The organism is Pelotomaculum propionicicum, assembly GCF_048984525.1.
Taxonomy (GTDB): Bacteria; Bacillota; Desulfotomaculia; order Desulfotomaculales; family Pelotomaculaceae; genus Syntrophopropionicum; species Syntrophopropionicum propionicicum_A.
Genome location: NZ_JBMGJC010000002.1, coordinates 205209 through 226233, shown reverse-complemented (window position 1 = coordinate 226233; position 21025 = coordinate 205209). Strand labels below are relative to the sequence as shown.

Here is a 21025-nt window from a genome sequence, read left to right as displayed (position 1 = left end):
ACATCCTTTTTAGCCGCAGAAAGGGTTTGCGTTTAAGCAAACCCTTACCTGTAGTTCGTTTTTATTTAGCTCATTTTTATCGCATTCTTTACCGCAGAGCAGGCACATGTACTCCGACATCTCTCTGCTCCACCAGGGCGACTCAACAGTGTCGCCGTTAATAATTAACTCTATTTCTTGCTGCATTCGCCACAGAACCTCCTTCTGACAGCAGTTCAGGCTTTTTCTTTCTGACTTCCGCTATCCCCAAGTCTTTCTCATAGGGCTGAGAGGCTTCAAGGCACTTGGTTCCGCTGTATCCCACGGCATCAATTTCCACTGTGCCGTCAAGATTGACTGTGATATGAAGTTCCATTATTACACCCCCGTTCTTACCACCAGGCGCACAGAGCCGTCTTTACGATTCTCTTTTGCAACCTGATGACCCATGAGCTTTGCCCTTCGAAGGACATTTTGAACCGCATACTCCTGCGGGATCTTTTGCTCAAGCATCGGGATTGTCATACTGGTTCCCCACCAGTCGCCAACTAAATCAAATGTGCCGTCAGCGTTTTTAATGGCACCGACATCATAATTGTCGCTAACCTGCCATACGGCATCAGCAGTAGTCTTGTTGCCCATGTAGCCGTTAACTGTTTGGCGCTCTACCATCTGAAGGTTAAGAGCTTTCATCGCCGCCTTTAACAGGGTCAATTCTTTAATTTGAGTTTTAACTGTTGTGAAGTGGGACATTGTTTTCCTCCTTAAAAAATCATGAATTTGTGAGGATTACATATTGCTCATCACCTTTTATAGGAACAAGTGTTTGCAGGTTTATCGGGCTAACGCCCGATGCTCCTTATATCCCCACGGATGAATCCGGGGGTCTTACGGACCGTTGACGATAAACCCCTTTGTTTTCGGTTTACAATACGCCGGATATACGGCCAAAAGCTGTGCCGACGGCTTTGCCAATTACTGATCCCAGTATGATGACTGCAATTGTTACCGCCGTGACTAAAAGTCCATAACCCATGAGCGCGTTTGTTTTTGGCATATTATTATCCCCCTTCGCCCCCTTGACGGGGGCAATTATTTTGCCCCCGCAGGTTGCGAGGAAGTTGAATTCTTATTTAGTTGTCTGAATAGTGCCCTTGTTAGATGAAGGACAGCCCACTTGGGGCCTATCCTCCGCTTACTTTAGATTGCTTTCTTTTGACCGAGAGCAACCAAGAATTTCTTGTTTTTGGTCTTATTCTTATTGGCTAACATCTCAATGGCACACAGGCTGACCCTGCGGCTCGCACTGAGCAGGCTTTCCAGTTTAGCAATTTTTTCTTTTTGCTCGTTGATGATATCGTACAGTTCCAATACCTGGGCGATTGTGACGCCTGTGTTCTGCGCTATTGCTAGTTCTTTGGCGTTCATTTTGCCCCAAACACCAAGTGCGGTGTGGTAATGCACACCGGCTTTTTCCGCCGCCACCTGGATGTCTTCTTTCTTTAAGGGTAATTCCTTTTTTGCCTTAACGGTGTCAATGATTGCCTGTTCAATTGTTATTGTCTTGTCTGTCTGCTTAACAACGGGTTTTGTTTTTGGCTTTTGCTGTACCCCCAGAGGCAGGCGCTGGTTAAGCTCGGGGGTTAGGATTTTGCTGTAAAAAACGTTCTTTACTCCGGAAAGCTTTACGCCGTTGTTTTCAGCAAAGGTTTTCATACCCCTGATTCTCGAGCCACATTCCTCGATCTGGGTTAAAAGCTCGCATATCTTACCGCTGTCTCCTAGAATTTTGGAAGCTGATTTTGCCCGATTTCTAGACCGACGCTTTGTCGAAGACAGTTTTTTGGCGAGACAAGGATTTTCCTGGAGTATCCTCTCAAGCCTTTTTGTAACAGACTTAAGTGTAGCCCCATGTTTTTCTGCCATAAGTCGGCAACCCTGGGTACGGGTTGCGCTGTTCTTCACGAGAGAGATTAATTCTTTGTCTTTTTTTGAATCCCAACACATACGCATATTAACTCCTTTCCCACTGCACGGGCCTTGCGGCCACATATTGCAGTGGCCGCCTTTTAATCCCGGCGGAAAGGGATGTTTTTGAAAAAAATTCTGGAGGCGGCCTCGTGAGCCAAACTACTTCCACTTGTCCTGTAATAGCATCAGGACATGGCCAACCCCTTGACTTCTTGTTTGGTTAATTAAAATATTGTTACCAGGGTGTGTTTACCAAGGTACTCTTTAACTACCAGCGCTTCGCAAGGATTGAATCCTTTCTCATAAATTTTATAAGGGTATTCAGATGCGTCTTTAGGCGGCCTCGTAAGCCAAACTACTTCTACCAGATATCCTTTTGCCTGCAAATCCAACTGCATTGTAATAGTTTCAGGACTTGGCCAACCCCTTGACTTCCATTTTGTATGTTCGTCGAGGTCAACATAAAAGCCGGGAAACTCCATCGCCGCCCTCTCTTTTACATACAACCCCTGGCAGCTATAACCAAGAGCAGTGGCACGACGAAGATGATTGGAACCATGCTCCTCTATCCATGCAGTCTTTTCTGCCCTTGATGTAATTCGTGCTGCTTCCTCTTTGGCTTTCCTTGAATTTTCAACTTCTTGTTCTTCCTTATACTCTTTTTCAAGCAAGGCTATCTCAGCGAGGTTAACTGGGTCTATCTTGATTCTTCCGATATCCCGGCAAACCTCTTTCATGTGAGCAACAAGTGAATCAACTGTTTGTGGTTCACTGAATTCGGTTACTCCGCATCCATCCCAGCACCAGCCGGGTTTTTCGGATGTCTTTACTACCACTAATCTAGTGTTGCAGTCTGCTGGGAATCTGACAAGTCCGTCTTCTTCCACCAATGCAAGTTCCAGAATCTCCGGCGTGGCCTTTGTTACAATCTCTTGAAAACGCTTGCCGTTTCCGCCGGCTAATATTGATTTCTTGCGCCCCTCCTCGTTGAGGTAGTACTCCAGTCTTGCTGTTGCTTCCATAGTTTTATCCCCCTTCTACTGAGGTTCACTCAGCTCCGGCAATCGCCGGTAGTTTTATTGGACTGACATCTCGCCGTCCTTTTTCTCCGTATCCTACGGTTCCTGAAAACAGCTTAATTCATCTTCACTTCGATCCGTTCTAATGAGATGAAGTCACTGTAGTCCAGTAATTCGTGCCGGGCCGTGATGCAGTAGATGGTGTCACCGTCCACTATCGCGCTTCCTTTGACCGTTTCACCTTTTCCGAAGACCTTTACAAATCGTCCCCAGTTATCAGCTAATTGGTCAGCCAGGAACGTTACGGACACCGGTACTTTTTTGTCGCTGCAGCTCTTAGCTATCGGGCAGTTACCACAGCCTGAAAATTGTGCAGTTTCAATGTTTTTACTCCTTTCTACTAGCAGTTGCTAGTTGTTTATTGGCAATCCACTTGGCTGCCTTGACTACGCAGTGTTTTTTGCGCAGTTGTTTTAACAAAAAAAGAACTTTTTTAAGTTCTTTTTTGTACCCCCTTCTTTGTTAGTCGGGAGCTGTTTTTTCTTGTATTACCCTTACAATCATGTCGTAAGAGCGGGGCTTGGGTTTTTAAATACAAAGGTTAATAATCATATTCAGAGGCCAACTCGGCTGCCTGAAGGCATCCACCCGGCACCACGCGGAGGTGTGACCTGTCGCCGGGCAAGCTCCCACTAAGGGAGCTGTTTGTTATTAGATTTTTGCGAACTTGATGCTTACCCTGACATATTTGCCGTCACTGTCTTCTTCGACATACACAGCCAGCCCTGATGCCGTTGCGGATACAGGGTCCGGGTTTCCGATAATGTATTTCTGTCCAACAGCAACTTCTTTACCGCTTACAATGTCATTGTAGTTCTGGTCGATGCAGTTCATTATTTCAGCCGCGTTGCCGGCGAAATTCTCAGTGAAGTATTTTTGGAAAAGACCCGGGTTAGCAGGGGTTGTGTAAAACGGCTTGTTGTAGAAATAGACGTCGTAATAGGTGCCGGTGTAGGCGCCGTTACGATCCCATCTGGTGAATACAGACAGGTTATTGTCATCCATTCTGAACCCGCCGATTACTGGCCTTGCTTCTTTGCGAGTAATATCCTCGGACATCAACACATCACACGGCTTATCACTGTCGCCCCTCCAGTAGGTCATCAGAACCGCGAGGTCGTTTACCTGCCTCGTAATGACAATAGCCTTGTCGGCCTGGCTCCACGTTACCTTCGCCATGAATTCATTGGCGACATATCGTGCAGGCAGATAAATCCTGCCATCTTTGATGACAGCGGAAGTGCCGATTAGAACCTTTATCATATTATTGTCAGTGCCGAACTCGTAATACGGCTTGCCAACAGGGACAACCATTTTCACAGAGTTGAAATTCAGGGTTACTTCCTGTTTATCCGCATCCCATACTAGGGCGGTACCGCCGATACCCAGACCTTTCGCCAGGTATCTTACAGGCACCAAAGTCCTGCCGTTATCGTCAATGAACGGAGCAGCGTCCATCTGCTCAATTTGGCCGTCCAGGGTATAATCGGTAGAACCAATCCAGAATTTCGTTTCAATTGCGGCATTTGCCTGAAGGCAGAAGCCAAAAAGCATTGCCATCGTTAAAGCTAACAGAATTACAGTTTTTTTCATGATTTTATCCTCCTTGTTTTTAACCCGCTTAGGGTTGATTTTTTAATGAAAGGACTGTTTTTAAACAATCCTTTGTTTATTAACTGGCCTTTTTAGTTTTTTTGGGAAGTTTGCCATCGTACTGAAGATCGCTTACAAGATCCTCCAATACAGACCAGCCGCAACTAATAGACTGTTCTTCAAGAGTTTTAGTGGCACGGCTGTTGATGAAAGCGTTGATATTCTCTTTGGTGGGCTTAATGCCCCGGTTCCTGAAAACAGCTTTCAGATCCTCGATGTTCCAGAGGATTTCCAAGAAGATACCTCCGTCACGGGGGATTTTCTTGGCCTTCAAAATTTCCTGAAACTCGTTGTCAAAGAATTCGTCCAAACATACCGGCGTACTTCCATCGGCGAACCTGTTTTCGTCTACAAACTCCCTTATATATCTGTCGTACTCTTTTGCGAGCATCATTGTAACCACAGCATTCATCCTATACGGCAATGGCATCACAGTGACCACCTTTCGTTTTTATCCCGCGGCAATGTCTTTAAAGTTTACTGTTGTCCTTAAATTTCCTCCGAGGGCTTTTATGTCGGCTTCGCTCCAGTTGAGCTTCTTGATCCCCTTGGCTGTCAAAGACATTACCGAGAAAGGATCAACGCCTTCCGACTTCATTTTGTTAAATGCCTTTTCGAGGCCGTCTCCATTGAAAGACCAGTATTGGCTCGGGGAAAGGGCGAATTCCCTTTTACCCACAACAACCGGGCCGTAACGCTTGACATAGGCTTTAAGTTTCTCTTTTAGGGATGTCAATGCAGACTCCAGGCGGAATATCTCGGCGCCAACTGCTGCTGCTTCTTCGATATCCTTCAGAGCGTCAGGGATTTCTATTGTTTTCCCGGTGCAGTGTTCGGCCCATCCGCAATACCTGCAGACATCACCAGGCGTGGCTGGGAATATTTCCTCCGCAGTGCCTTCTTTGGATTCAAGGCTGCTGATTCTTGACTGTATCTCACAGGCGACACCTTTTGCCCATTTTTGGGCTGCGACAATACCGTTGTCCGGCTCATAGAGGTGATCAAACACCTCTTTAGTGCGGAGAAACGTTAATTGCCCCTTCACACGCTTACCTGTCTTTCCAGCCAGGTAGCCGGCGTAAAGCCCCAACTGGTGCGTTGATGTCGGCACATATGATTTACGGTTAGACTTCCAGTCGTTCAACTCGACAAGGTCTTCCTCTTCATCGAGATAAAGGTCTATATAACCCTGTATCTCGGGGCTGAAGGGGTCATCCGGGTCAATTGGAATCTGGAAGTGTTCTTCAATCCTGCACTCTTTCCCAATGTATTTTAGTACATTGGGCTGATGGGTCATACCCAGAAGTTCATCCTTATCCAGCGACAATGGAGCGTTACCTATTACGACATCGCAAAGGTGACTGAACACTTCCCTGCTGTCCGTCTTCAGTTTTAACGCACCCTCTATTACAGAGTGGGCGCCTTTACCAAGCACCAGGGGTTCAGTGGGGGGTTCGTCAATTCGCAGGATGTACTTTGAATAAAAACAGGCTGGACAATCTTCGAATTTTGTCAGCCTGCTGAATGAGAACACCTGCATATCCATATTTATAACCTCCTTACCCTCCTGGCCAGGCCGGAGGGTTTGTTTTTAAGCCCCCTCCTGGCAGAGGTAAGGGAATTTTCTTTTTTATACAGCCGCCCCCTTAAAGGCGACATTCGCTTTTTTCGTCAAAGAATTCCTCCTTTAACCAGTTAATACTTTTTTCATTACGCGGCCCAGAATAAAGGGAAGGTTATTGGTTTCAGGCGCATATACAAGGTTGTTGTACATGTGCCTAGCGTTAGACAGGTCGCTTTCTGCACCGAAGTAGATGCCAATAACATTCACTCCAAGCCTTTCAGCTTCTCGAACAGCCTTTGCGGTGTCCGGGATGCCTTTATGTGGGGTGTAGTTTATATCCAGAGGCATTCCGTCTGAAAGGACTATCAGCAGCTTGTTTGGTTCATACCTTTTCAACAGCTCTTTGGTTGCGACTCTAATTGAATAGCCGTCGCGGTTTTCGCTTATTGCCCTGAGAGAGGGGATTTTAGAACCGTCTCGTTCATCCCATTCCACTGCCTTAAAGTGTGTCACAACAATGGTGACATCTGGGTTAAGCGAAGTAAAACCTGTTACAGCATGTTTTATTTTTAAAGCGTTACACATTTCGTGCAGGGCTACCGCAGCATCTCTGGCAAGGCCAATCTTGTTATCGCTGGACATTGATCCGGAGCAGTCAACCAGCAGCTTTACCACAAGCTGGGGAATGTCGCCTGGTTCGTCTTTTTTAGCGAAAACATTTGTGCCATTAACCTGCAGTTTCCAAAGGGCTCCTGTATCAAGAATTCCCTTTTTCAGACTGCGCCGGCGGACTGTGTGGCGAAATTCGAGGACTTGCCTGATTTCATCCACCAATTTTTTTGTTAAGCCGGTGGTTCTTTTTAAGCATTCCCTGTATTGCACAGGTTCTTTAGACAGCTCTCTGTTTCGGAAATCACATCCCCTGTGAATCCTCTCCTTGGAAATTTCTTTACTCAGCTCGTAATAATCGACTTCCTCTGTCTCCTCGGACTCAGATGCCTTTTTCTCTTTTACGGCCTCGTCTTTCATGGTGTCAATTTCCTTTTCAGCTTCTTCAAGCTGTTCTTCGAGTTCCGGGTCCACCTCGGGGATTTCGATCTCGATCTCGATTTCTATTTCCTCGGCTTCAGGTTCCGGTTCTTCGCCCTCGGACTCTACTATTTCGGGGCCTTTGAAACCTTCGGGTTCCTCGTGTTCTTCTGGCTCCTCAGTATATCCGGGGTCTTCATCAGGATTTTCAACCTCTTCGCTTTTACCGGGTTCTTCTTCGGGTTCTTCAGGATTTTCAACCTCTTCGCTTTTGCTGGGTTCATCTTTGGACTTCTCAGGCTCCTTGGATTCCTCAGGCTTATCCGATTCCTTGGATTCATCGGTTTTACCAGGCTCCTCGGTTTCCTTGGCTTTATCGGATTCCTCGGATTCCTCTGGTTTACTGGATTCCTCAGGTTTACTGGTTTCAGGCTCCTCTTTTTCGGGTTCCTTTTCAGGTGCCTCTTTAGGTTTCTCCCATTTTGACTTAGAAGCATCCTTTGGCTCTGTGCTGTCTGGTGTTTCAGATGATGGAGTTCCGCCATCCGATTTATCAGTCTTACCAGGCGAACCTCCTGAAGTGCCTGATGAATCTTTGTCTGTCTCTTTAGACTCCTCTGAAGATTTTCCAGGCTTCCTGACTTTAATTTTCACAACAAGCCTTCTTGGGTCCATTTCACCGTCAGGCGCAGCACGGGGGCTTAATGTTCCCCTGAAGCCCTTGGCTTCTCCACGAAATTCCTCCGGGTAGACATCTTTGACCAACTTGGCGATTTCTTCGGCGGACTCTAAAACGTCGCTTGTGTGTTTTGCTAGGCGGGCTTCGTTTACATAGTCGGCACACTGTCGGATCAGGTCTTTAGCCTTGTCCTCAAGCATTTCCGGTATTTTACCCACAACAGCGTAAGCACACAGGCCCATTAAAAAAGCCGAAACGCCGCTTCCGTACTCCTTGCGGTTACGGAAGATATATTCGTTGGTAAATCTAAGCCAAAGCATTGTGCCAGGATACATGTTAGACATGGCTCGCTCGATGCGGGCGTCTTCAAGGATATTGACGAGATGCTGTATAAGCGGTCCTTTCTTTACCGCATTATCCCATATTCTCTTATCGCTGAAAATTATATGCGCCGCTTCATGGGCGTTACCTGCCTTTGTCGCAATCCAGCACTCGCTCGGTTCGGCTTTAATCCCCTGAAGGATTTCTTTGTCCATATACCTCAGGTAAATATTCGTCATATCGGTTGCTGTGGAGCCTCCAAAAGACACAATCAACCTGTTGCGTTCTGTGTAGAATCTCGCTGCAGTTTGAAGGCACTGGCGTTTGATTTCTTTGAGCATATCAGTTCCTCCTAAACTATTGAGGATTCCACTGTCAGCCTGATTTGGTCTGCCTCGTACTTATCGCCGAGGCCAGCAGTCAGACAGGAGACTACGGTATCTCTTAAAGTGCCAACACCGTCATGGTATTCATTGACTGCTTGAATCATTGCCCGGACTGACACGCCTCTTTCGGTGATGTCGCCGTTAGCAACGCGGGAAGACAGCTTGGTGAACAAACATGCTAGTATATCCGCTATGCCTTCATCACATTTGGTGCACTCTTTAAACAGCTTTGACAGCTCGACTTCAGGAAGGTGAGGGACACTGATTGAACGGAAGCGGTCTTGAAATGCCTCGTTCAATTGCTTTACCCCGACATACCCGTGGTTCATACAGGCTACAAGCCGGAAGTTGGGATCGGCATCAACAGAGCCAAGCCCAGGAACGGACAGTGTGCGCTGCCAGTCGAGTAGTCCGTGCATCAGAGATGTAATTTCAGCATTCACCATATTTATCTCATCGAATACCACCATTTCGCCATTCTGAACGGCATTCAGGAGTAAACCGGGTTCATAGACAACCTTCAGTTGCGAACCGCGGAGTTTATTCAGAATGTTTTCAACTTCCACGCCTGCCGCTTTAGCAGCAGCCCTCAGCCTGGCATCGGTAACTGGGTCAATGTTGTTGTCAACCGGCTCCAGTGTTTTACCACCAAGGAGAGCGTCGAGGTTTATATCGACTCCGCCGAATACTTTAACAACCGGCAGATGAAGTATCGCGGCCAGTGTTTCAGCGAAAGTTGACTTCCCGCTTCCTTTAGGGCCTGCCAGTAGAGCAGGAACCCAAACACCCTCTTGGCAGAGGAGTGCGGATAATGCGGATGCAACCTCTATCCCACTTGCGATATAACGGGCTTCGGGAACTTTCGCTTTTTGTTCAGGCGTCAAGCGTTCTTCCTGTACCTTGCGGAAAGCAAGAACCCTATCCATAATCTTTTTGGGGATATGGTAGTGTCCAAGCCAGGCAAGTTCAGGCGGAAGTTCTACGGATGGGTGATCCTTCTTTGTGCTTTTTGGGGGTCTCGTCGATTTAACCGGCTCGGAGGGCGGTTCGGGCGGTATTTCAGGTTCAGGGTGTGCAAATTCAGGTTCAACAGGTCTATCGGTGTCTGTGGCACCCATGACATTTAAAATACGGAAGTGACCGTCTTTATCTGCCATGTGCCTGCGGGTGACATCTTCCCATTTTATATCCAGCGAGAAAGGTATTGCACTTTCAACGCTGACGTTTTTGGGAAGCCCCCAGCTCATAACGTGAGCCATTCCGCCAAGGTGCCAGCACGGATTGCCTTTACCCGTAGCAAGACATTCGTGATACACCTTATCCACGCTTTCGTCATAGACAATCAACCTGCGGGAACTGCGGCCGCTTTCGCTTGTGTACTCGATAGCGGTTATATTATCACTTTTTGCAATCCCGTGGACATTCGCTTTATTCTTCCAAAACATCTCCAAATTTTTATTTCTCAGAGGTATTATTTTCATTTACAATCACCTCGCGGTTTTTAAAAAAAATAATAAGGGCGGGATTTACCCGCCCATTGTTTTTATGCAGTTCTTGGTGCCGTTTCAAGGAACGCCATGCTGTCTACGATAATCGCCTTTTTACCTTTTTCTTCAAAAGGTTTGCCGGCGACTTGGACCTTGTCGCCTACGATTACTTCACCCAGCACATCGGCGCAACCAGAAGACTTTTCGCACATAACGATATAGTCAGTTTCTTTATCGGCGCCCTTGAACCATTTCATCGGAGTTTCTTTGCCGTCCACAACGCGATTATACTCGCTTGCATTTTTACTTACGACGAGCTCCAGTGTAACCTTGCCGTCTGCATCAGCCGGTTTTTCAGCGGGCTTTTCGGCAGCAGGTTCAGCGGGCTTCTCACCAGCAGGAGCTTCTGCAGGTTTTCCGGCCGGAGCTTCTGCAGGTTTTTCGGCCGGATTTTCACCAGCAACTTCAGTACCGATTACTGTGATGGTTTTGACAAGAACAAAGACCTTGCCGTTTTCCCTTTTGTCGCCGGTTACTTTTACGAAGTTGCCAGGTTCCAGCTTTTTCATGGCCTCTTTTATCTCGGGTTCCATGCCAATAAGACTGATCTCGTTATTGGAGATGTCAGTCCCGACGATCCCAACCTTGGTTGAAGGATTTGTTTCGGAACCGGGGATTTCCTTCGGCTCAGAAGTGATTGTGATGGTGCTTTCGTAGACATCACCTTTTGCCGATTCGGGCTTGCCTGCGGGCTTGTCTGCGGTCTTAGCCGATTCGGGCTTCCCTGCAGGTTTATCCTTGGGCTTTTCGTCTTTTGCTGCTTCAGGCTTATTCTCAGGCTTCTCGGGTTGGGTCCCCGGCTTGCTTTCAGGTTTTCCTGATTCAGCCTTAGCCGCTCCGGGCTTGCCTGCGGGCTTCTCTGCGGGCTTATTTTTAGCCGGGTCCGTTTTTGCGGGTTCAGGTTTACCGCCATTTTTCGGATCAGGCTTATTTTCAGGGTCTTCGTTGAGGAATTCCTCAGCAACGTAAATCCCTGCGAGCTGGGCTGACCAGGCCATCCTGTGGGCGGCCGCTTCAGCGCACTTCTTTAACATCGTTTCAGGCATTTTACTTCCTAAACCGCCTTCGCCGGCAGGAAGATATTCTCTGGCTGATACTTCTTCTCGCGCTGGGCAGTCCCAATCCTTGCGATAGACCTCAGCCCATGCGCCGATAAGCCTTGCCTTGTCGTCGTAATTAACGCCTCTCTTGATGCCGGACATTTTTCCGGTGCCATCCCCGACAGCCCTGAAGCCGTCTATGCCAACAATTATTACGTTTGTGGGCCTGTAAACCCCGTCAGTGCCCTTGCGCCTGCGGGATAACAGGTGAATCGTTCCGTCCAGAGGGTTTAACCCCAGTTTGCTTGCACGGTAAAGGAAACGCTGAAATTCTTCCTCATTAGCAGCGTCCTTACCAACAGTCTTGCGGATTAAAGCTACCTCTTCGGCTGAGAAATTGTGCAGTTGATTTTTTTCAGTCACGAAAATGACCTCCTTCGATTTTAGTGAAAAAACAAAAAAGACCCAGATATCAAGATCCAGGTCTTTTTGTTTTTGCTCCCTTATCAGGGAGTGGTTTTCAGTTTAGGGTGTGTTCTCAAAATGGTATGTCGTCCTCGTTAAAGGACGAGGTGCCAGATGCAGTTCCCGGCGGTTCTCCGGGAAGCGGAGCTTCGCTGCTGCTGCCGCCGTTCTTGCTGCCGATGAACTTGACTCTATCAACGATAATTTCGAAGGCTTTACGGCGGATGCCGTTGGAGTCTTCATAGGAACGGATTTCAATCTGTCCCCTTACCGCGACTATGTCACCCTTCTTCTTGTAGTTGGCAACACTTTCTGCCTGTTTAGCCCAGATAACACAGTCCACAAAGACTGTTTTGGCTTTACCGGATTCGTCCCTGTACGGGCCGTCTACAGCGAGTGTGATCTTGGTCACCGCTGTACCTTTTCCGGTGTACCTGAGTTCGGGGTCGGCTGTCAGCCGCCCAATGAGAATGGTTTCGTTTAACATGACAATTCCTCCTTTTCTTTTTTTGAGGTAGTTTTTAGTTTGACTTTGACACTCCCCATGCCTGAAGGCAGGGGATTCCTGGGTGATTAAACAAACATACATTTCTGCTATCTGAGTATGACCCCAGGTTAAGGGCTGTGCCATCAGCCCGTCCTGAACCAGAGCGTATGAGCTGTTCAGGCTGACAGGCTGTTACCACCTGCCACAGCTGCGGAAATCATTAAACCACAGCTGCATAAAATTTGTTTTTACGACTTGTACTTGTCGTCTGGCATATGCCAGATGAAGTGCCTTATATCCCCATAGCTAAAGCAAGGGGCTTTACGGCACTCTCTGGTAAAGGCTCTGAATCCAGCACTTTAATAACGCCGGGTACGAGTTCAATCACAGTCTTTGCCTCTTTTGGCAATTGAATTTTGTTGGTGCTTCCTAAGAGCACTTCAACCTTGACATAGCCGGGCCAGGGTGTAAGCGATGCGGAAATGATTTCTTTGCACTTCCATGCTAACTTAACCAACCTTCTGGCTATGACCTTCTCGTTACCTACACGAGTATTTACTGCAAATACTGCTGTCATCTGTATCCCTCCTGGTAATTTTAAAAATTACCCCCGATCTCCGGGGGCGTTGTTGTTGCCCCCGATAATCGGGTGAGCTGTTACAGATAAATTTTAATACTCCTTTCCCCGTGGCCAGACGGCCACAGAATTGACCGTCCGCTTTTCCCCGGGCGCTGGGAGATTTTTTGATTAAGCCGATTAACCACGCATATTTAAGATGGTGGTTTACGGCAAATATAAAAAAGACCTAAAGGTCTTAATTATCCCTCCAATATGAATTACCAGAGGTTCGTTTTGATTTTGTGTTTTTTCGAATCATGTTCGTAAAACTGTTATTGGGTTTGAAAAACTAAATTAAAATAAATATCATGTTTTATTCAGGCCAAGGTCATCTCAGTTGTCCTAAGACATCCACCCAGCACCACGCGGAGGTGTGACCAACCGCCGGGCAAGCTCCCGCTTAAGGGAGCGTTTAAAACTTGAAGTCTGTTATTAGACCACAAGCGCGTTTTCAAGCCGGTTTTCCCGGGCAACCCTCAGCTTTGCGGCGAAAGGGTTTTCCATCGGACGCATCGCAGCAATTCTTTTCTTGAGTTCGGGTGTCATACTTGAGCTGAACCGCAGGTAAACGAGACCGGCACTGATTCCGTGCCTTGCCGCAAACTTGCAGCAGCCAGCCCAAACTTCACCTTTCGCCTCGCGGATGCACTCGATAAGTTCTTCGTCTTTATGCAGAAAGAAATCTTTAATTTTCATTTTCTGAACCTCCTGTTTTTAGTGTAAGTAACACTTGACGTTGTTAATATCAACACACCAAACAGGTCTGCTCTTGTCTCTGTACGGCAAGCTCGCCCGTTGGGGATATCCAGGCCAGGGTATCCAACCTTTTTTAAGGCCAGAGCAGGTTGGATACTCTACTTGGATTCCATCGCCGGGGTAACAGAGAAGATCCAGGCCGTTTATACGGACAACCATCTCTGGTCACCCCCTACTGGCGATAACAAATGCAGGGCGTTGTATTTTTGGGAAACCTTTTGATCTCCGCTTCGATCCCCATGGCTCCTAATTCCTTCTTCCTTCTTATAGGAAAACGGAATGGGTCATAGTTGTCGCGCAGGTCGTTGTTGTTGCGGATGTCCCGCCTGTACCTTCCAGTGATTGCTTTCATGGCAATCTCTTTCTCACTCATTGAACGAAGGGATGAAGGCACTCCAAGGTGATCTCTAATATACATTGCTCTCCTTTCCCGCAAAAAACAAACAGCCGCCCGAAGGCGGCCGCAGTTTTTGTGCGACCGCCTTCGATTGGCCCCGAGACGGGAGGGCATATTTTTTAATATAATCATCCGGGGTTTCCGGTTGATGTAGAAAGAAAGGAACTTACCAGGCGGGCCGGTAAGTTCAGATTTCATAGGCACGATCATTTAATCGTGTCAAATGATCAGTCTTGGGTTTGTAAGATTTTTAGAGCTTTACGCCCTTTCCGGCAGCTACCCGGAAAGATAGGAGCTGGAAAGGACGCAGAGAAAAACAAAAAACCCATATCTGCCCCGAAGGACGGAAATGGGTTTTAATTAACAGGCTTTGCCGATCATGCCGGCTCTGCGGATATGCGCGTGACGCTTGACCAGAAAACCTTCTCTGGACCAGTAGAGTCCGCGCATAATTATGATTTCAACACAAATTGACACCAGCCCTGGTGCCTATAATGATTGTACCACACTCAAGATTTCCCTGTCAATAATATCTTCATTATTTTTATCGAAAAATTTCTTATCCTCAAAATCTTGGTCTAGCTCCAGTTTATCATTTTCAAGGTAATAGAAGAATACCCCGTTTCTTAACAGGTCATCCCATGTGTAACGAACTGTACCCTCAGGATTTAAACGAGCCAGATCAAGAGCCTGCTCCTGGGTTGCTGCAACCACCAGTAAGGGGTTCTTGCCGGCAAGGTTTACTGCCCGCAGTGCAAAATGCTTTTCTCTGTCTGCGAGCCTGGGCGCCACTATCATATAACTGGCTCCCACTTTGGACAAGATAGGGTAATCCCCCGTGGTATCCCATACCGAATTGGGCCACATTTTGGAAAGCTGTACCCATAGCTGATTAGCCGCCACCATTCTGAGCAGTCTGATGCTGTCCCATTTTCGATAGCGGGCATTTAAAATCTCCGCGCCCTTTTTGCCAAGACTGTAAACTGGCGGGCATCGGTCACTTGTATATTCATCCAAATAACCCTTGGCTGCCAAACGCTTCAGCACCTTTGCTGTGTTGGCGCAGCCAGTAATAATTGATATTAGATGCCTGGACAGCACTCCGCACTGCCCTATGGCTGTCAGAATCCTTGCCCCTGACTCTTCGACTATAAACCTGCCGCTGTAGTAACCGGGCCGGCACTTGAATTCCACGCCAGATCCATTAAAAGGTCCCATTAAAACACCTCCTATAAAAAAGGCCGGGGGTTAACCCGACCCTTTTTTAACTTGCCCAGCGCGACTCCCCGACAATGGTGCCGAGGATGTACCGGTTCTCAGCATCCAGCTTGGAGATGTGTACCCTTACTGGGGTGCCGGTGTCAAGAGCATGCAGCGAGAGCGGCGGGCATACAACGACAACGCTGGGCTCCAGTTCAACCTCAACCTTGCCGCCGCTGGTAATCCTGCGAACCTCGCCGGCGTATTTACCATCCTTAATGTACCTTGTAGGCACTGTCTCCCACGGGTCCGGGAGCAGGGCTTTTAAGCTGACCCTGACCTGCTTGGTTTCGAAATTGACTTTGATAACCCTTACATCAAAAGATTCGCCAGGCTTTAAGGTATCACGGGCATCATCCACCCTGCCCCAGCTAATTTCATACTTTGGCAGGAAGGCGGTCACGCCGCCTATGTCCATATAGCAACCGCTGTCGATAACTGTCCTTACGGTGCCAGTGCGAACGGGGCCGGCTTTACGGGCTTCGTCGTTCAACTCGGCAATGGCCTTGCGAACTTCCGGGGTATGTTCAACTTTCTTTTCTTCCTTCTTTTTGCCTTTCGTTTTAGGAATGGCGGCCTGGATTTTCTTTTCGATGTCCATAAGCGGATCGCAATCACGCTTCAGTTCTTCCCAGGTAAACTCGGCCATTTCCTCAATGGCTTTCTTTCTCGACAGGTAAACCTCATTTTTAGAGCGTTCGCAACGGACCACCTTAAAGGCGACTGGCACCCCTACCAGGACGGATAAATACTTCGGGCGGGTTCCGCCGATTTCGTCCGCAGGGATAATCCCCTTGATATTGTCGAAGAAAATGATCAGCTTTTCACCTTCGACGCCGTCGATCTTGCTTTGCAGGATTTCCTTGTTGAGCATGGCGGCATATAACCTGTCCCATGCTGACATTTGCTCGGTTTTCTCACCAGTAAAACCTTCGCTCATGCCCTTTTGTAAAGTTTTGATATTACGAAACAGACTTCTTAACATCATGTTTTGTTCCCCCTTTTTTTTATTTGCTGTCGGCTTTAGCGACAGTTATTAATGATTTTTTTGCTGCTGTTTCAACCAGGCGTCCCACCTCGACTATTATCTGTGCGTGTTTTAACAGGTTAGCCGCGGTGTTGCCGTCCATCGGTGTCTGCAGATAGGTTTCAATCTTTGGCTTGGCTCCAGATATCATCCTGGCCATAGCTTCAACTAAATACAAAAGAGCGGCTCCTTGTCTTTCCATCCGCTCCTTTATTTCTTCCGCCGCGTTGTGGGTGTCGATTAACTGATACTCCATTTCTTTCTTCTTAGACCTCAACGCAGACAGGCGTGTTTCCAGATCGGTTATATCGCCTTCCTTCTCACGCCTTTCTTTTAACTCTTTCTCAAGTTCCTCAATCTTGTTTTTCATCACCTCCAATACAAGGAATCCTTTTTCGTTCTGCTCCCGGAGTTTTCTCACCTCCTCCGGGGCAACTTCTCCTATGGTTTCACCAAAGAACTCAAACATTTCTTTCTGGGCTTCAGGCTCAAGGGAAGCGAGTTTTTCGCCAAGTTTTATACTTATTACTCCCTTGTCCAACATGGCCTGGTATTCTGGGATTAATTCGTTCAGTTTGTCATACAGGTGCAGGGTGCTTTTTGATACCTGGAACTTTTCGAGCAAACTCCGACTGTCGGACTTTGCCTCTTTAGTCCTGTCCCCGCCCCTTGTGATGCCCAGTATTTCTTTCTGGTGCCTGATTGCCCTTGCCCTCTGCATCGGTGTCAACTCGCGGAAATTCAGGTTTGTGTCAGTGAAAGCAAGGTCACTGTTGACGTCCTCGGGCTTAAGGGCGCAGGGTAAAGTTTTGATTCCGGCCTCTATAGCGGCGTACTTCCTCCTGTGTCCTGCCAGTATGGTGTACCTTCCGCCTTCTTTCGGCTCGACGAGCAGTGGCTGAAGAACACCTAATTCCTTGACGCTCTCTATCAGCTCGCCCAGCTTGTCCCGGTCTATTCCAAATATAGCGCTGTTGTCCGGGTGGTCATCCAAGAGGTCTATGGATATATCCACTAAAGAACTCAAACTACCACCATCCTTTTTTGTATTTTAAGCAGCTTTCGCACTGCCTTCTTGATTTGCTTCAAATATTGCCACCGCGATGGCTTCTGCGTCTTTTACAGTCATAACAGAGCGGCCTCCCCTATAAAACAGTTCATGCGGGAACATTATCCTCGTATTTCCGGGCGGTACTATATAGGAATCAATATCCTTTAACCCCTCTTCCCTGGAAAGGACAATAATTGAAGCGATTTTAGGGCGGATTTTAAACTTATCATAGAGAAACTCCTTTAAAGATAGGACATGCCCCAAGTTCTGTTTGGAGGGGCTGTTCATTGTCCACCAGCTTCCATTTTTCTTTTTAAACCAGTTCCCGTTTCTGCACATAATATCGATGTGGTTTTTCGTCTCAAGGCAAAAGATACCGCCTGGGCCGACTACCACATGGTCAATCTGGCTGCCGTAAATAGATATATCGTTAACAACGAACCAACCGTCAGGGAATTCTGCCAGCCTTCTTGCCACTATCAACTCGCCCTCATACCCACTGCGATAAGCCTTTATATCGACTTTATCTTTATCTGTTGGCTTGGGTGTTTTTATATACCAGACAGCAAGCGCAATCAAGCCGGGCCAGGCTATATACCATACAATATTGAACATAACCGAGAGTGCCAGGAATAAGAAAAAAATTGATTTTGCCACTTGGCTGTCACTGTATTTAGATTCCATGCTATCCGCTTTTTTCTTGAGCGATTCCGGCCACCTCAATGTCTGTGCCAATAAATTTACCTCCTAATATACGGATTTAATTTCAAGTCCAGTTTCAGCGAGGAACCTCGAAAGTTTCTTCTTTTTATCATGGTAGCCCGTGATAATCAGGTTGTCCTGCGCCCTGGTTATTCCCACATAGAGGACTCTACGCTCCTCCTCGATCTTTCCTTCTTCTATTGAGGCCGCGTGGGGCAGGTGTCCCTCAGTCAGGTTGACTAATATCACCTGGGGGAATTCAAGCCCCTTTGAAGAGTGAACCGTCATCAACTGAGCTTTACCTTCGGCCTTGTTGTCATCACCGAGCAGCTTTACTTTGTTCACCCACTTTATAAACTCAGGGACAGACTTAAACCGGCTGGCTATGCTCTCGATAATATCAAGCCGCTCAATTCCCTCTCCCAGACCAAAGTATTTTTCGATGTCACTGAAACGGCTCCTTATATAACTGATGACCGTCCCCACATTGGGCATTGCAACCAGCCTTGTATTTCCGATCTGGTGGCAGAACTCAACTACAGATGTCTCGTTCTCCCTGTCAGCGATTTTTATTATCTCAGACAGCGGGCTTTTACCCGTCACGGCAGACTCATACTTCTTATGGACCCTGGCCCTGCGAGGGATACGCAGGCACCCCAGAAGGGCTCTGTTGTACTCAGGGGTTCCTCTCAGGCTTGTCTGGACAACCGTGAGGTGATTAATAACCGACTCCATCTCGGTGCTCTCAAAGAGTTTTGGGCCGCTTCTGTGGACATAGTGCGGTACTTCGTGTTCTTTCATAATCACCGACAGGGCGTCGCCCTGTGTGTTGGTGCGGTACAAAACAGCTATGTCCTCAGGCTTGACACCGCCCCCTATCATCCTCTTGATGTTCAGGGCAATCCACTCATACTCGTCAAAGATATGCTTAAACTTTATAGCGCTTACGGCGGGACCGTTTATCCTGCGTGCCGCCACAATTGTCTTGTCTCTCCTCTGAGTGTTGTTCCTGATAGTCCTGTCAGCCACCTCGACGATTGCGGGATGGCAGCGGTAGTTTGTTTTAAGCTGGATCTCCCTGATGTTCGGGTAGACTCTGGACATACCGAGTATCCTCTCAATGTCGCTTCCTCTAAACGAATAAAGGAGTTGGTCTTCATCCCCCACCATAAAAAGGTTGTCCCATGCACCCACCAAAAAGCGGGTGATTACGTCCTGGGCCAGGTTATTGTCCTGCGCTTCATCAACCAGCGTGAACAGCCACCTACCCTTGGGATAGCCCTTATTCTCACCCGGCGGCGAAAAGTCCATTAAGGAATTCCTCCTCGGTGCTTCCGTGCGGAGCAGCTCGTGGAGTTTCAACAAGAGGGCGTCCTGATCAATCTGGTTGGTTTCCTGAAGGTAATCCAAATATTTTGCATATACCTCAAACAGGGCTTCCTCGGTCTTGTTTCTCGGTCTGACGCTGTCAGGCAAGACAAGGTTATTCATCTGAAAGCTGATGAAGCTGTCAATTTCCCTGACGGGTTTATTGCACTCCAGCCCATTTTCATATATCAGTTTATTTAAGACCCCAAACCGGCTTAACAGGATGTTGGGGGGCTTCCCCTTGAACTCCGTGAGGAGCATGTAGGCCAGGGCATGGTAAGTCTTGACCATTACTTTTGAGCCTTTCTCCCTGCCCAGTTTTGCTACAAGCCTTTCCTGCATTTCTTTCTGTGCTTTCCGGGTGAAGGTCATGCAGAGTATCCTATCAGGCTTAATTCCTTTCTTGACCAGGTACTCCACCCTGGAGACTATCGTTCCGGTCTTACCCGCACCCGCGGGCGCCACGCACATCGCAGGCCCAAGGAAGTGCGATGCAGCCTGCTTCTGTTCAGGGTCAAGGTAATCACTTACCTCAGCTATGCAGGGCTTTATCTCTGGAAACCTATAGCCGTTTATACTGCTTACCTGCGGGAGCCTTAACAGGTGCCTTGCCGCCTTCTCCCCGGTAAGTGGGCATCCCACGGGAAAAGGATCGGAAATAGAGGTGATCTTTTTTATGAGAGCACCTACATCCTTAATTGCGTACACTGCCGGATCACTGCTCAGATAGTGCGGGTATATGGCGTAGTGGTAGAGCTTATAAATGTCAATATGGTTAATAGGGTTGATGTTGCTGTAAACAACCGGGCTGCCCGTGGTTTTCACAGGGGCGGTTAACTGGCTGACATCAATACCCTTCCTGTCGGCTGTTAGAATAACTGCTCTCAACCTTTCACCTCTTTCTGCCGCGTGGAAGCCCCTGTCTTCAAGCATGGGGAGGAAACGCGGCGCGGGCGTTAGCCCGCTATTTCTTTCTTCTCATAGTGCCAGCCGGCGTTTCTTTGCAGTACCTGTAGATATTTCCAAGATGTACCCTGGCAGATACGCTTACCGCTACCGTCTTTGATATCAAAGTAACCGCTCGATCTTACTGCTACTCGACCTATCCAATGGCCGGTGTATTTGCCTTTGGGGATACTTGCCACTACTGTATCCCCCGAGTGACCGAGGTAACGTAGCCACTCAAGGCTCAGGCGGGTCAATAGTTGGGCTTTTGCAAGCCCCCGAATTCATTCGTGGGGTCTATTGACCTCCTTAAAAATCCCTATATAAATAGAAAACCGGCCAACCGGCCGGTACTCTTATTATCCATATAATTAATTTCTGATTACCCAGATGAAAAACCAGTAGGCTTACATAATACCCTCAAATCTTTCATAATGTATGGGCGCATATGTGGCGATACGGATTTCTCTGTCACCACATCAACTTTTGTCTGAAGGCAGTCTTCAAGTTCATGTTTCATATACACCATCTTAAAAAGCGTTGGCTTCGCATCCTGAGCATATTCTACCAGGATGTCGATGTCGCTGCCCATCTCGCCCCTCGCAATGGAACCAAAAAGAAATGCACGGCTCACATTGAATTTTTTTTAGAACAGGGACTGCCTTTTCCTTGATTTCTTCAATGGTAATCATAAAACTCA

General features: G+C 47.6%; 23 protein-coding genes. All 23 read right to left on the bottom strand.

The window, feature by feature from the left end; all coding sequences use genetic code 11:
* Nucleotides 1-9: 9 nt before the first annotated feature.
* Nucleotides 10-186, bottom strand: coding sequence for a hypothetical protein (locus tag ACOBQJ_RS03575; protein WP_421070355.1), 177 nt, complete (start codon nucleotides 184-186; stop codon nucleotides 10-12).
* Nucleotides 158-355, bottom strand: a complete 198-nt coding sequence (locus ACOBQJ_RS03570) for a DUF2997 domain-containing protein (RefSeq protein WP_421070354.1) — start codon at nucleotides 353-355, stop codon at nucleotides 158-160. Before ACOBQJ_RS03570 ends, ACOBQJ_RS03575 begins: the two co-directional genes overlap by 29 nt.
* 2 nt (nucleotides 356-357) lie before the next feature.
* Nucleotides 358-732, bottom strand: coding sequence for a DUF1257 domain-containing protein (locus ACOBQJ_RS03565; protein ID WP_421070353.1), 375 nt, complete (start codon nucleotides 730-732; stop codon nucleotides 358-360).
* Between the two features lie 172 nt (nucleotides 733-904).
* Nucleotides 905-1036, bottom strand: coding sequence for a hypothetical protein (locus ACOBQJ_RS03560; RefSeq protein ID WP_421070352.1), 132 nt, complete (start codon nucleotides 1034-1036; stop codon nucleotides 905-907).
* A gap of 143 nt (nucleotides 1037-1179) precedes the next feature.
* The gene (locus ACOBQJ_RS03555) at nucleotides 1180-1905 is read right to left on the bottom strand and encodes a hypothetical protein (protein ID WP_421070351.1); all 726 of its coding nucleotides are present in this window, start codon (nucleotides 1903-1905) and stop codon (nucleotides 1180-1182) included.
* A 269-nt stretch (nucleotides 1906-2174) separates the two neighbouring features.
* Entirely contained in the window at nucleotides 2175-2972 is a 798-nt protein-coding gene (locus ACOBQJ_RS03550) for a hypothetical protein (RefSeq protein WP_421070350.1), read from the bottom strand.
* A gap of 113 nt (nucleotides 2973-3085) precedes the next feature.
* Nucleotides 3086-3280 (bottom strand): hypothetical protein, encoded by a 195-nt coding sequence (locus tag ACOBQJ_RS03545; RefSeq protein WP_421070349.1) that lies wholly within the window; start codon nucleotides 3278-3280, stop codon nucleotides 3086-3088.
* A 400-nt stretch (nucleotides 3281-3680) separates the two neighbouring features.
* Nucleotides 3681-4622 carry a copper amine oxidase N-terminal domain-containing protein gene (locus ACOBQJ_RS03540; RefSeq protein WP_421070348.1) on the bottom strand — a complete coding sequence of 314 codons (942 nt, stop codon included), beginning with the start codon at nucleotides 4620-4622 and terminating at the stop codon, nucleotides 3681-3683.
* Between the two features lie 79 nt (nucleotides 4623-4701).
* On the bottom strand, nucleotides 4702-5112 hold the full coding sequence (locus tag ACOBQJ_RS03535; protein ID WP_421070347.1) for a hypothetical protein: 411 nt from the start codon (nucleotides 5110-5112) through the stop codon (nucleotides 4702-4704).
* Nucleotides 5113-5133: 21 nt separating this feature from the next.
* Nucleotides 5134-6228 (bottom strand): PD-(D/E)XK nuclease family protein, encoded by a 1095-nt coding sequence (locus tag ACOBQJ_RS03530; protein ID WP_421070346.1) that lies wholly within the window; start codon nucleotides 6226-6228, stop codon nucleotides 5134-5136.
* A 141-nt stretch (nucleotides 6229-6369) separates the two neighbouring features.
* A complete protein-coding gene (locus tag ACOBQJ_RS03525) occupies nucleotides 6370-8616 on the bottom strand; it encodes a vWA domain-containing protein (RefSeq protein WP_421070345.1) in 2247 nt (748 codons plus the stop codon).
* An 11-nt stretch (nucleotides 8617-8627) separates the two neighbouring features.
* A complete protein-coding gene (locus tag ACOBQJ_RS03520; protein WP_421070344.1) occupies nucleotides 8628-10106 on the bottom strand; it encodes an AAA family ATPase in 1479 nt (492 codons plus the stop codon).
* A gap of 98 nt (nucleotides 10107-10204) precedes the next feature.
* On the bottom strand, nucleotides 10205-11671 hold the full coding sequence (locus ACOBQJ_RS03515; protein WP_421070343.1) for a recombinase RecT: 1467 nt from the start codon (nucleotides 11669-11671) through the stop codon (nucleotides 10205-10207).
* Between the two features lie 115 nt (nucleotides 11672-11786).
* Nucleotides 11787-12200 (bottom strand): single-stranded DNA-binding protein, encoded by a 414-nt coding sequence (locus tag ACOBQJ_RS03510; protein ID WP_421070342.1) that lies wholly within the window; start codon nucleotides 12198-12200, stop codon nucleotides 11787-11789.
* Between the two features lie 292 nt (nucleotides 12201-12492).
* Complete coding sequence (locus tag ACOBQJ_RS03505; RefSeq protein ID WP_421070341.1) at nucleotides 12493-12777, bottom strand: hypothetical protein; 285 nt, start codon at nucleotides 12775-12777, stop codon at nucleotides 12493-12495.
* A gap of 474 nt (nucleotides 12778-13251) precedes the next feature.
* Complete coding sequence (locus ACOBQJ_RS03500; RefSeq protein WP_421070340.1) at nucleotides 13252-13515, bottom strand: hypothetical protein; 264 nt, start codon at nucleotides 13513-13515, stop codon at nucleotides 13252-13254.
* Between the two features lie 232 nt (nucleotides 13516-13747).
* Nucleotides 13748-13948: a hypothetical protein gene (locus tag ACOBQJ_RS03495; protein WP_421070339.1), complete on the bottom strand. Its 201-nt coding sequence runs from the start codon at nucleotides 13946-13948 to the stop codon at nucleotides 13748-13750.
* Nucleotides 13949-14461: 513 nt separating this feature from the next.
* Nucleotides 14462-15190, bottom strand: a complete 729-nt coding sequence (locus tag ACOBQJ_RS03490) for a hypothetical protein (RefSeq protein ID WP_421070338.1) — start codon at nucleotides 15188-15190, stop codon at nucleotides 14462-14464.
* Nucleotides 15191-15236: 46 nt separating this feature from the next.
* Entirely contained in the window at nucleotides 15237-16220 is a 984-nt protein-coding gene (locus tag ACOBQJ_RS03485; protein ID WP_421070337.1) for a S1 RNA-binding domain-containing protein, read from the bottom strand.
* Between the two features lie 19 nt (nucleotides 16221-16239).
* On the bottom strand, nucleotides 16240-17286 hold the full coding sequence (locus tag ACOBQJ_RS03480) for a ParB/RepB/Spo0J family partition protein (RefSeq protein WP_421070336.1): 1047 nt from the start codon (nucleotides 17284-17286) through the stop codon (nucleotides 16240-16242).
* 24 nt (nucleotides 17287-17310) lie between these two features.
* A complete protein-coding gene (locus ACOBQJ_RS03475; RefSeq protein ID WP_421070335.1) occupies nucleotides 17311-18045 on the bottom strand; it encodes a nuclease-related domain-containing protein in 735 nt (244 codons plus the stop codon).
* Between the two features lie 12 nt (nucleotides 18046-18057).
* The gene (locus ACOBQJ_RS03470; protein WP_421070334.1) at nucleotides 18058-20313 is read right to left on the bottom strand and encodes an ATP-dependent helicase; all 2256 of its coding nucleotides are present in this window, start codon (nucleotides 20311-20313) and stop codon (nucleotides 18058-18060) included.
* Nucleotides 20314-20707: 394 nt separating this feature from the next.
* On the bottom strand, nucleotides 20708-20917 hold the full coding sequence (locus ACOBQJ_RS03465; RefSeq protein ID WP_421070333.1) for a nucleotidyltransferase family protein: 210 nt from the start codon (nucleotides 20915-20917) through the stop codon (nucleotides 20708-20710).
* Nucleotides 20918-21025 lie beyond the last annotated feature (108 nt).

What these genes read in the sequence shown, in the direction of transcription:
- ACOBQJ_RS03550 (WP_421070350.1), bottom strand. Translation starts at nt 2,972, where the DNA reads ATGGAAGCAACAGCAAGACTGGAGTACTACCTCAACGAGGAGGGGCGC.
- ACOBQJ_RS03465 (WP_421070333.1), bottom strand. Translation starts at nt 20,917, where the DNA reads ATGGGCAGCGACATCGACATCCTGGTAGAATATGCTCAGGATGCGAAG.
- ACOBQJ_RS03505 (WP_421070341.1), bottom strand. Translation starts at nt 12,777, where the DNA reads ATGACAGCAGTATTTGCAGTAAATACTCGTGTAGGTAACGAGAAGGTC.
- ACOBQJ_RS03520 (WP_421070344.1), bottom strand. Translation starts at nt 10,106, where the DNA reads ATGTTTTGGAAGAATAAAGCGAATGTCCACGGGATTGCAAAAAGTGAT.
- ACOBQJ_RS03565 (WP_421070353.1), bottom strand. Translation starts at nt 732, where the DNA reads ATGTCCCACTTCACAACAGTTAAAACTCAAATTAAAGAATTGACCCTG.
- ACOBQJ_RS03560 (WP_421070352.1), bottom strand. Translation starts at nt 1,036, where the DNA reads ATGCCAAAAACAAACGCGCTCATGGGTTATGGACTTTTAGTCACGGCG.
- ACOBQJ_RS03470 (WP_421070334.1), bottom strand. Translation starts at nt 20,313, where the DNA reads ATGCTTGAAGACAGGGGCTTCCACGCGGCAGAAAGAGGTGAAAGGTTG.
- ACOBQJ_RS03485 (WP_421070337.1), bottom strand. Translation starts at nt 16,220, where the DNA reads ATGATGTTAAGAAGTCTGTTTCGTAATATCAAAACTTTACAAAAGGGC.
- ACOBQJ_RS03540 (WP_421070348.1), bottom strand. Translation starts at nt 4,622, where the DNA reads ATGAAAAAAACTGTAATTCTGTTAGCTTTAACGATGGCAATGCTTTTT.
- ACOBQJ_RS03555 (WP_421070351.1), bottom strand. Translation starts at nt 1,905, where the DNA reads ATGGCAGAAAAACATGGGGCTACACTTAAGTCTGTTACAAAAAGGCTT.
- ACOBQJ_RS03570 (WP_421070354.1), bottom strand. Translation starts at nt 355, where the DNA reads ATGGAACTTCATATCACAGTCAATCTTGACGGCACAGTGGAAATTGAT.
- ACOBQJ_RS03535 (WP_421070347.1), bottom strand. Translation starts at nt 5,112, where the DNA reads ATGCCATTGCCGTATAGGATGAATGCTGTGGTTACAATGATGCTCGCA.
- ACOBQJ_RS03510 (WP_421070342.1), bottom strand. Translation starts at nt 12,200, where the DNA reads ATGTTAAACGAAACCATTCTCATTGGGCGGCTGACAGCCGACCCCGAA.
- ACOBQJ_RS03525 (WP_421070345.1), bottom strand. Translation starts at nt 8,616, where the DNA reads ATGCTCAAAGAAATCAAACGCCAGTGCCTTCAAACTGCAGCGAGATTC.
- ACOBQJ_RS03490 (WP_421070338.1), bottom strand. Translation starts at nt 15,190, where the DNA reads ATGGGACCTTTTAATGGATCTGGCGTGGAATTCAAGTGCCGGCCCGGT.
- ACOBQJ_RS03575 (WP_421070355.1), bottom strand. Translation starts at nt 186, where the DNA reads ATGCAGCAAGAAATAGAGTTAATTATTAACGGCGACACTGTTGAGTCG.
- ACOBQJ_RS03495 (WP_421070339.1), bottom strand. Translation starts at nt 13,948, where the DNA reads ATGAGTGAGAAAGAGATTGCCATGAAAGCAATCACTGGAAGGTACAGG.
- ACOBQJ_RS03530 (WP_421070346.1), bottom strand. Translation starts at nt 6,228, where the DNA reads ATGGATATGCAGGTGTTCTCATTCAGCAGGCTGACAAAATTCGAAGAT.
- ACOBQJ_RS03500 (WP_421070340.1), bottom strand. Translation starts at nt 13,515, where the DNA reads ATGAAAATTAAAGATTTCTTTCTGCATAAAGACGAAGAACTTATCGAG.